The 9,505-nt window shown below is 59.6% G+C and carries 8 protein-coding genes and 2 pseudogenes; 9 read left to right on the plus strand and 1 reads right to left on the minus strand.

What is annotated here, in order from left to right; genetic code table 11:
* From EOA85_RS18785 to EOA85_RS18820, 9 genes and pseudogenes are all read left to right on the plus strand, one after another.
* Nucleotides 1-311, plus strand: a pseudogene (locus EOA85_RS18785) (chitooligosaccharide deacetylase NodB); the annotation flags it as partial.
* 15 nt (nt 312-326) lie between these two features.
* Nucleotides 327-1,652 (plus strand): chitooligosaccharide synthase NodC, encoded by a 1,326-nt coding sequence (nodC, locus tag EOA85_RS18790; RefSeq protein ID WP_127210724.1) that lies wholly within the window; start codon nt 327-329, stop codon nt 1,650-1,652.
* Nucleotides 1,653-1,916: 264 nt separating this feature from the next.
* Nucleotides 1,917-2,825: a nodulation factor ABC transporter ATP-binding protein NodI gene (nodI, locus tag EOA85_RS18795; RefSeq protein WP_127210725.1), complete on the plus strand. Its 909-nt coding sequence runs from the start codon at nt 1,917-1,919 to the stop codon at nt 2,823-2,825.
* A 3-nt stretch (nt 2,826-2,828) separates the two neighbouring features.
* Nucleotides 2,829-3,617, plus strand: a complete 789-nt coding sequence (locus EOA85_RS18800) for an ABC transporter permease (protein WP_127210726.1) — start codon at nt 2,829-2,831, stop codon at nt 3,615-3,617.
* Between the two features lie 275 nt (nt 3,618-3,892).
* On the plus strand, nt 3,893-4,648 hold the full coding sequence (locus tag EOA85_RS18805) for a sulfotransferase domain-containing protein (RefSeq protein WP_127210727.1): 756 nt from the start codon (nt 3,893-3,895) through the stop codon (nt 4,646-4,648).
* 390 nt (nt 4,649-5,038) lie between these two features.
* On the plus strand, nt 5,039-6,451 hold the full coding sequence (dctA, locus tag EOA85_RS18810; protein WP_348627916.1) for a C4-dicarboxylate transporter DctA: 1,413 nt from the start codon (nt 5,039-5,041) through the stop codon (nt 6,449-6,451).
* Between the two features lie 561 nt (nt 6,452-7,012).
* On the plus strand, nt 7,013-7,318 hold the full coding sequence (locus EOA85_RS39090; protein WP_245485868.1) for a hypothetical protein: 306 nt from the start codon (nt 7,013-7,015) through the stop codon (nt 7,316-7,318).
* Complete coding sequence (locus tag EOA85_RS39095) at nt 7,279-7,779, plus strand: DsbA family protein (protein ID WP_245485869.1); 501 nt, start codon at nt 7,279-7,281, stop codon at nt 7,777-7,779. Before EOA85_RS39090 ends, EOA85_RS39095 begins: the two co-directional genes overlap by 40 nt.
* 350 nt (nt 7,780-8,129) lie before the next feature.
* Nucleotides 8,130-9,131: a zincin-like metallopeptidase domain-containing protein gene (locus tag EOA85_RS18820; RefSeq protein ID WP_127210729.1), complete on the plus strand. Its 1,002-nt coding sequence runs from the start codon at nt 8,130-8,132 to the stop codon at nt 9,129-9,131.
* Between the two features lie 156 nt (nt 9,132-9,287).
* Here the strand turns inward: EOA85_RS18820 and groEL are convergent.
* Nucleotides 9,288-9,505 (minus strand): annotated as a pseudogene (gene groEL, locus EOA85_RS18825) (chaperonin GroEL); the annotation flags it as partial.

The following is a 9,505-nucleotide window of genomic DNA, read 5'->3' on the forward strand; positions in this document are numbered from 1 at the left end:
TTCGTGCACCGTATGGCATCTGGACCGAAGAAGTAATCGCTGCATCAGCGGGTGCGGCATTGGCGCCCGTCCATTGGTCCATTGATCCACGCGACTGGTCTCGCCCCGGCGTTGACGCCATCGTCGACAGAGTGCTCGCCGATATCCGGCCGGGCGCAATCGTGCTGTTGCACGACGGGTGCGCTCCCGACGAATTGCAACCAGGCAATCAAGCCAGTCTGCGCGACCAGACGGTGACAGCGTTGTCACGCCTCATTCCAGAATTGCACGGCCGCGGATTTGTAATCCGATCACTTCCTCAACATCCCTGAACAAACAGAGATCCTATGGACCTTCTCACCACAGCCAGTACTGTTGCCGTTTCGTCTTATGCGGTGCTCTCAACTGTTTACAGAGGCATGCAAGCGGTCTACTCCCAACCGGAAAATGTTACGCCGCCGTCGGAAAGCTTGTTCGGATCCGACCGTTGGCCGAGCGTGGATGTCATTATCCCCTGCTACAATGAGGACCCGCGCACACTCGCGGCGTGTTTAGCTTCCATTGCAAATCAAGATTACGCCGGAACATTTCAGGTCTATGTGGTTGACGACGGTTCTGGAAATCGTAATGCCGTCATCCCGGTACACCACGCCTACGAGGGCGACCCGAGGTTCAATTTCATTCTGCTCCGCGAGAATGTTGGCAAACGCAAGGCGCAGATCGCCGCCATCCGCCGCTCATCTGGAGATTTCGTGCTCAGCGTCGACTCTGACACGATACTTGCGTCCGAAGTCATCACGAAGCTTGCAGTAAAAATGCGGGATCCCATGGTCGGAGCGGCCATGGGCCAGCTGACGGCATACAACCGCAGCGACACTTGGTTGACCCGGTTGATCGATATGGAATACTGGCTGGCTTGCAATGAGGAGCGCGCGGCGCAAGGTCGCTTTGGTGCGGTCATGTGCTGCTGCGGCCCATGTGCAATGTACCGCCGGTCTTGTCTCCTTTCTCTGCTGGATCAATACGAGACGCAGCTGTTCAGGGGGAAACCAAGCGACTTCGGTGAAGACCGTCATCTTACGATCCTCATGCTGAAAGCAGGCTTTCGAACCGAGTACGTTCCAGGTGCCGTCGCGGCGACAGTCGTTCCGGACAAGCTGGGACCTTATTTGCGCCAACAACTCCGCTGGGCACGGAGCACTTTTCGGGACACGATGCTTGCGCGAGGTCTACTGCGTGGCCTGGATCGCTATCTAACGTTGGATGTGATGGGAGAGAATCTCGGCCCATTGTTGCTCGGCATCGCGGTAGTAACGGCGCTCGGTGAGCTACTAGTTTTACATACAGTAAATTGGTGGACGGTGCTGGCTATTGTCACCATGACCACAATCAGATCTACGGTGCTATCTTTCCGGACTCGGCAGCTTCGATTCATCGGCTATTCAATGCACGCGTTCATCAGGATATTCCTGTTGATCCCCTTGAAGGCTTACGCCTTGTGTACATTGAGCAATAGCGATTGGCTGTCGCGTAAAAGTGTTCCCCTGCCCAACAGGAACAAAAAGGAAATCACAAGCGCAATGCCGCTTGCCGGAGCAAATGCTGCGGACGATTCTGGAATTGCGGAGTCACTTCATACTGCAGATCTTTCGCTCACGGCTGGTGAAGTCTGACGGCCCTGCAGCGCCGAGTGACCGAGTAAGTTGTGTCAGTCGACACGTGGTGAAGCTTGTCGAGTTACACCTATGGTCAGAACGGGAACTATCTGGAAGCGACACGTGGCATCTTGACGTTAATTCTTTTGCGGAAGCGATACACGCGTCGCTCCGGCCGCGACTTTCCAAAGGTGCCATCTCAAGGCGGTGGCCTGCTCTGAACCAGAATTCGTAAGTAAGCTGCCGGTGGCCAATCGGACTCATTCCGCTTGAGATAAACGCATGTCCAATGTAGCAATCGACCTTACCGGCGTAACCAAATTATTCGGAAACAAGCTCGTTGTGGACGGGCTGTCCTTCACCGTTGCATCGGGAGAGTGCTTCGGTCTGCTGGGGCCGAACGGCGCAGGCAAGAGCACGATTGCGCGTATGCTCCTCGGTATGACCCGGCCTGACGCGGGTGATATAACAGTCCTCGGTTTGCCGGCACGCAGCCGCTTGGCCCGCAAGGGCATAGGCGTGGTCCCGCAGTTCGACAATCTCGACCTGGAATTTACGGTACGTGAGAACCTGTTGGTGTTCGGGCGCTACTTCGGCATGAGTACAAGAGAGATCAACGCCGTCATCCCACGGCTCCTCGAGTTCGCTCGCCTTGAGAGCAAGGCGGATTCACGTGTCGGCCTGCTATCCGGCGGGATGAAGCGGCGCCTGACGCTGGCACGTGCTCTGATCAACGACCCCCAGTTGCTTGTGATGGATGAGCCCACGACCGGCCTCGACCCGCATGCCCGCCATCTGATCTGGGAGCGACTTCGTTTCCTGCTGGCGAGCGGAAAAACGATCATTTTGACCACCCATTTCATGGAAGAGGCTGAGCGGCTTTGTGATCGGCTGTGTGTTCTCGAGCGGGGACGCAAGATCGCCGAGGGCAGTCCTCATGCGCTGATCGACGAGTACATTGGGTGCAACGTGATCGAGATCTTCGGCGGCAATCCACAGGAGCTGATTTCGCTGATCAGGCCGTACGTTCAGCGTATCGAGGTAAGCGGCGAGACGCTCTTTTGCTATGCGCCTGATCCGGAGCAGGTGCGTGTCCAGCTTCGCGGTCGCGCGGGTCTGCGTCTTCTGGAACGACCACCTAGTCTGGAGGACGTTTTCTTGCGGCTAACCGGACGTGAGATGGAGAAGTGAACAATGGGTGAAGGTTTTACAGCGGCTCTACCCGCCAACGCGTGGAACTGGATCGCGGTATGGCGCCGCAACCATATGGCATGGAAGAAGGTCGCATTTGCTTCAATTCTCGGTACCCTTGCCGATCCTATGATTTACCTTTTCGGGCTCGGCACTGGCCTTGGACTTTTGGTAGGCCGCGTTGAAGGTGCCTCCTACATTGCATTTTTGGCAGCCGGCATGGTCGCGACAAGCGCGATGACCGCATCGACCTTCGAAACAACTTACGCGGTTTTCGGTCGCATGCGCGATCAGGGCACTTGGGAAGCAATCCTGCATACACAACTTACCCTCGGCGACATCATTCTCGGTGAATTGGCGTGGGCAGCCACCAGGGCCTTTCTGGCCGGTACGGCAATTACTGTTGTTGCCGCCACGCTGAGCTATGCCGCGTGGACGTCCGTTCTCTACGTGCTGCCGGTCATCGCTCTCACCGGGTTCGCCTTTGCGAGCCTGGCGATGGTCGTCATCGCGCTCGCGCCTAGTTACCACTATTTTATATTCTATCAGACGCTGGTCATCACACCCATGCTGTTCCTGTCAGGCGCGGTTTTTCCAGTCAGCCAATTGCCAGGCGCCTTTCAGCAGGTAGCGGCTTTCTCGCCGCTGGCGAATTCTATCGACCTAATTCGTCCGGTGATGCTTGGCCGCGTGGGCGACAATGTCGGGCTGCATATCGGCGCACTTTGCATATACGCGGTATTGCCGTTTTTCCTGTCGGCTGGACTGTTTCGTCGACGCCTGATGCGTTGACGCTACTTACGACCAGCACGAGAAGGAGGTCCGCAATGCTGCATCGCGAACTGGCCACGGCGGCCTGGAGGCAAGCGTGCTTGGCCTAGGAATCGTGAGTGGTACAGCAACACCGAAGCTGAGGCGCCGCCCATCTTCGCGACCAAACCTCGAGCTGCGGTCCAGTGGCGTGGAGCGCGGATCTATCCGTCGCGTCTCAAGATATAGCAGCCAGGCTTCTTGTGCTGGGCGTCCCCTAAACCGTCGCGCCATTATTTTAATTGGAAACATATGCAATGACCCACAACGTACCAACGCCTGAGCCTTTTGTGATTCTTGCTATGCCAAGAACCGGCACGCACTATTTAGAAGAATTGATAAACGAGCATCCGACCGTACTGAGTAACGGTGAGTTGCTCAACGAATACGATCCCAATTGGCCCGGCAAGGATCGCCTGCTACGCACCGATCGCGAGCTTCTCGAGCTTGCCTATTTGCGCTGCCCCATGCGGGACGTCAAGAATGTGACGCACCTTGGCTGCAAGATCAATGAACCTCAGTTTCACGAACGTCCGGCATTTTTTGCTGAACTGGCTCGTTGGCCAGCACTCAAGGTCATCCTCGTAATTCGCAGAAACATGTTGGAATCGCTCCGATCCTTTGTGCAGGCGAGGCAAAGCGGTCAATGGCTAAAGTTCAGTTCGGATGCCGCTCGGCCGCCGAGCGTCAGATTGTCAATCGCTGACTGCGAGGCTTACTTCAAAGCCGCCGACGATTTTCACACTCGCGTCGCGCACTCCTTCACGTTGAGCAACCTGCTTGTAGTGGAATACGAGAGCCTTCTTCACGAACCCGCCCGATGCTTGGGAACGGTTTGGGATTTCCTAGGCGTTCCAGCGCGTCCGCCATCAGATCACGCCATCCTGCAGCGCCAGGAAACGCGCCCGCTGGACCAAACGGTGCAGAATTTTGATGAGTTGCGGATTCACTTCGCACGCGGACCTTATTCAAGATTTTTTGACCTCGGAAATTCCAGGCGCTCGTCCACTTAATCGCGTGTCCCGCGTGCTCTGATGGTTGTGTAGGGTATGCTACGCATTCTGTCGCAAAGACGACAAAACCAGGGGCGCACCAAGGCGCCAGAGATATCGGCGGGCAGCCGATCTGCAGCAAAAATCAAAGGGGATGTCGCAAGGCAGCCTAGTCAATTCTCCTCTACTACCGAAGCACTTTGTCAGTACCCGCCCATTGGCGAGCCTTGGCTGCGAGATTCCGCCAACGGTAGAAGGCAGCCAGTGCGAAACCCGCACCAACCTCGCTGGCTGGGAGAGGTCTCCCAGTTGGCACGGCGCTTGCGCCGAGATGACAGCAGCGCCCGACCGGAGCGCCGCGACGGGAGAAGCTGGGAAGGGAGACCCCCGAGCCGGTCTGGGAGAGAAACGGTGTTGGTTCCAAAAATCCGCCGCGCGAACGCAGCGCCTCGCAAGCCCCTTTTTGCCCACGCCTACGTACAGGTGCTTGCCGGCATCGCCCTGGGGGCTGCAATTGGCTATTTCTATCCGGAGACCGGCGAGAGCCTGAAGCCGCTCGGCGATGCTTTCATCAAGGTCGTGAAGATGATCATCGCACCTGTCGTCTTCCTGACCATTGCGACCGGCATCGCCGCGAACGATCTTCACAAGGTCGGCCGCGTTGCCGGCAAGGCGATGATCTATTTCGTCACCTTCTCAACGCTCGCACTTGTCGTCGGACTTATCGTCGCAAATGTCGTTCAGCCTGGCGCTGGCCTCAACATCGATCCGGCTTCGCTCGATCTCCAGGCCGTGAAGGGCTTTGTGGCCAAGGCCCACGAGCAGTCCGTGACCGGTTTCCTGATGAACATCATCCCGTCAACCATTCCCGGTGCCTTCGCGGACGGCGACATCCTGCAAGTCCTGTTCTTCTCGGTCCTGTTCGGCATCGCTCTGGCGACAGCCGGAGAGACGGGGAAACCGGTCGTTTCCTTTCTCCAGGCGCTTACCGCCCCCATTTTCAAGCTCGTCGGCATCCTGATGAGGGCCGCACCGATCGGCGCCTTCGGCGCAATGGCCTTCACGATCGGCAAATATGGAATCGGTTCGGTGGCTAATCTCGCGATGCTGGTCGGAACCTTCTATCTCACCGCCTTCCTCTTCGTGTTCGGGGTTCTCGGCGCGGTCTGCCGCTACAACGGCTTCTCGATCTTTTCTCTGGTCCGCTATATCAAGGACGAGCTGCTGCTTGTCCTGGCAACGTCCTCCTCGGAGGCCGCGCTGCCCTCGCTCATGGAGAAGATGGAAAAGGCCGGCGCCACGCATTCGGTCGTGGGTCTCATTCCATTCAATCTGGACAGCACGAATATGATGCTCGCCGCCCTCTTCATCGCCCAGGCGACGAAAACTGATCTGCCGATCGGCTGCCGGATCCTGATGCTGTTTGTCGCTTTGTTCCCTTCGAACGGAACAACCCGCATTACCGGTGCAGGCCTCGTCACAATGGCTGCAATGCTCTTTCTTGTTCCGGCCGCACCGGTCACCTCCGTGGGGCTTATTCTTGGCGTCGATCAGCTTATGTCCGAATGCCACGCGCTGACGATTTTTCTCCGCAGCGTAGCGGCAACGCTGGCTGTCGCCCGGTCTGGGGCGAGCGGGATAAACGACGATTCGGGGAGCGCCTCACGAGCGGACCGTTCAGCGCTCTGGCGGTGGACGGTCAAGTCGCCCGGCGTGGTGAACGCGGTCCCCGCGCGAACGACGCTCAGCTATTGGCGTGGGCCCGATGGCGCAAAGCCGTATTTGAGAAACCGCCAGATCGCACCGGCACCTGTGCGCCTGTAGCAACTGCGGGGCACGATCAAAAGCGACCCCATTTTACACCAGAAAGGCGGGCCGTTGCTGCCACGCCGTCCATGGATCGGAGCCTCATGTCTAAGACAACTGCCATCACTCTCGCGGTTCTCCTTTTTCTCCTCGCCGTGCTGCTTTCCGTGCTGGCGAGCCATAATAGCGCGCACCCGCACGGGCGGGAAAGGCCGCCCCCGACCATGCAGTCGTGCCAATAGACAGTCAAAAGTGGAGCGGCACTCGTCAACGACCCCGCTTCGCCAATCGCCGGCAACCCGGAAGGTCCGGGAACCCTTCAGCGCTCTGCCGGGTGGACGGTCAGTCGCCCGGCGTGGTGAATGGCGGTCGCGGTTGCCCGGCCCGCGCGAACGACGCTCAGCTGGTGGGGTGGGCCCGATGGCGCAAGGCCATCTTTCCAGAAACCGCCAGAGCGCACCGGCATCGATAGCTGTCCGCCCTCGCGACTGCGCCCTGTGGCAAGTGCGGGGCTCGATCAAAGCATTTTACAGCAAAAGGCGGGCCGTTGCTGCCACCCCGTCCATGGATTGGAGACCCATGTCTAAGCCGACTGCCATCACTGTCGCAGCTCTTCTTTTACTCCTCGCCGTGCTGGCGAGCCAATATAGCGCGAACCTGCACCGGCAGGCGTGGTCGATCGAGAGGCAAAAGTGGAGCGGCGCATTCGACAACGACCCCGCTTCCCCAATCGCCGGCAACCCGCAAGGCGATGCCGTTCTGGTCATATTCAATGACTACCACAACTGTCCGCATTGCAGACTGGCAGATCTCAATTACCAGAAAGCCATCAAGGATGATCCCAATTGCCGGTCCTGGGACCGGATTCCGAATTCGCAGCCGTAGCGGCGCTCGCCTCCAGAAAACAGGGAAAGTATGACGAATTCCACCGCGCCCTTATGGCTTTCCCCAGTCGGATTAACGAAAGGATCACTCTCATGATCGCAGCACGTGTGGGCCTCGACGTTGAGCAGCTCAAGCGGGACATGCAAGATCCGGCCATGGCAGATGAATTTGCTCGCACCCGGGCACTCGCGAAAGGTCTGCACATCCTCGGTACGCCCGCGTTGGTGGTCGGCGATAAAGTGATCGCCGACTGGTCGACATGGCCAGCTTGCAACGCTTGCTCGCCGATGCGCGCTCAAAGCGCGCTGGCTCTCGTGCGGGGCAGCATCTGTAGATCGGCCACGCTGTTGTTGCCGGAGCGTGCCGTTTGTGGCAGCTGGCTTTGCTGTTGCTCCTCGGCATCTTGTTGCGGTCATCCAGCTGCCGTGGGCGCCAACAACAATCCTGAGCGCCGCGCCTGAAGGCGCTGGCCGGGTGCTCGTGAACCGAGCCCGCTTTTCTTCGCCAGGCTCAGGCGGTCTCGGCCCTGCGGCTTCGCCCCCTGGCGCGGGGCAGCCTTCGGCTGCTGACGGTCGCCGGCCTGTCGGCCGGCGTCGTTTTTATCGTGGCCTTCCCCGGTGGCGCAGGGTGGGCAGCACTCCCTTCTAGGCCCGCCGCGGCGTCCCGCAACCCTTCGCTTTCGCTTCGGGTCCTCCACTCCGTTCCGGTCCTGCGGATGCAGTCCGCCTCCGACGTCGGGCCTTTCCGGTCGCTTTCGCCGCCCACCCCGCTTCTGGGGAGGGCGCGCGATTGAAGAGCGGAGGACATCACGATGCGTGCAAACAACAAACGTTGCGGCAGCCGACAGGCTGGCGCAGACAGTGGCGGGCGCACCGGCGCCAGCCTTTATCAGGAAATCACCGACCGCATCATTGCCGAACTGGAGCGCGGCACCGTGCCATGGGTCAAGCCGTGGGGCAGGGCAAGGACAGGCCTCGGCCTGCCGCGGAATGCGGCCACCCAGCGCCGATATTCCGGCATCAATATCCTGATCCTGTGGGGCGGGGTCATCGATCGCGGTTTCCCCAGCCAGAACTGGCTCACCTTCCGGCAGGCGCTTTCCCTAGGCGGCAATGTCAGGAAGGGCGAGCACGGCACCACCATCGTTCACGCTGACCGCTTTGTTCCCAAGAACGAAAAGCAACGCGCCGACACCGATGGCGACGAACCGCAGGCGGTGCCCTTCCTGAAGCGCTTCACCGTCTTCAATGTCGCGCAGTGCGATAATCTGCCCGAACATCTTTACGCCGCCGGCGAGCCTCTGCCTGAGCGCGAGATGGTCCCGCAGGCCGAGGCGCTCATTCATGCAAGCGGCGCTGATTTTCGCATCGGCGGCGAGCGCGCTTTCTACATGCCCGGCAGCGACACCATACAGGTGCCGCCGCAGCCGGCTTTCTTCCACCAGATCGACTATTACCGGACCTGCTTTCACGAGCTTGGCCACTGGACCGGCCACCCGACGCGACTCGCGCGCGACCTGTCCGGCTCCTTCGGGTCCAAGACCTATGCGCGCGAGGAACTGGTCGCCGAAATCGCATCAGCCTTCATCTGCAGCAGTTTCGGCATCGAGCCGACCGTGCGCCATGCCGACTACATCGGCTCATGGCTGACGGTTTTGCGCGAGGACAACCGCGCCATCTTCCGCGCCGCCAGCCATGCCTCGAAAGCCGCCGATTTCCTGCTTGGCCTCAATGCCGATGTCGAAGGCGAGGCACATGCCGAAACCGCCCATGGGAGCGCGCAATCCTCACACGCGACCGCCTTGCGCCTCTGATGACGCAAAAGCCGCGCGCAACCAACTCGACAGTTCTCTTTGAGGTTGCGCTAAAGCCGATGGCCGGCGTTGGCGCCGATCGTTTATCGGACCGAGGTTCGCAAAAAAGGGCGGCATTGCTGCCGCCCTCTCGTTGCGAAAGCTGCCAGAGCTAGATTAGAAATCCATGCCGCCCATGCCGCCCATGCCGCCGCCGCCCATGCCGCCTGGCATGCCGCCGCCAGCCGACTCCTTCTTCGGAGCCTCCGCGATCATGGCTTCGGTGGTGACCAGCAGGCCGGCGACCGAGGCCGCATCCTGGAGAGCCGTGCGCACGACCTTGACCGGATCGACGATACCCATGGCGATCATGTCGCCATATTCGCCGGTCTGGG

Origin of the sequence: Mesorhizobium sp. M5C.F.Ca.IN.020.29.1.1, assembly GCF_003997375.1 — a bacterium.
GTDB lineage: Bacteria > Pseudomonadota > Alphaproteobacteria > Rhizobiales > Rhizobiaceae > Mesorhizobium > Mesorhizobium wenxiniae.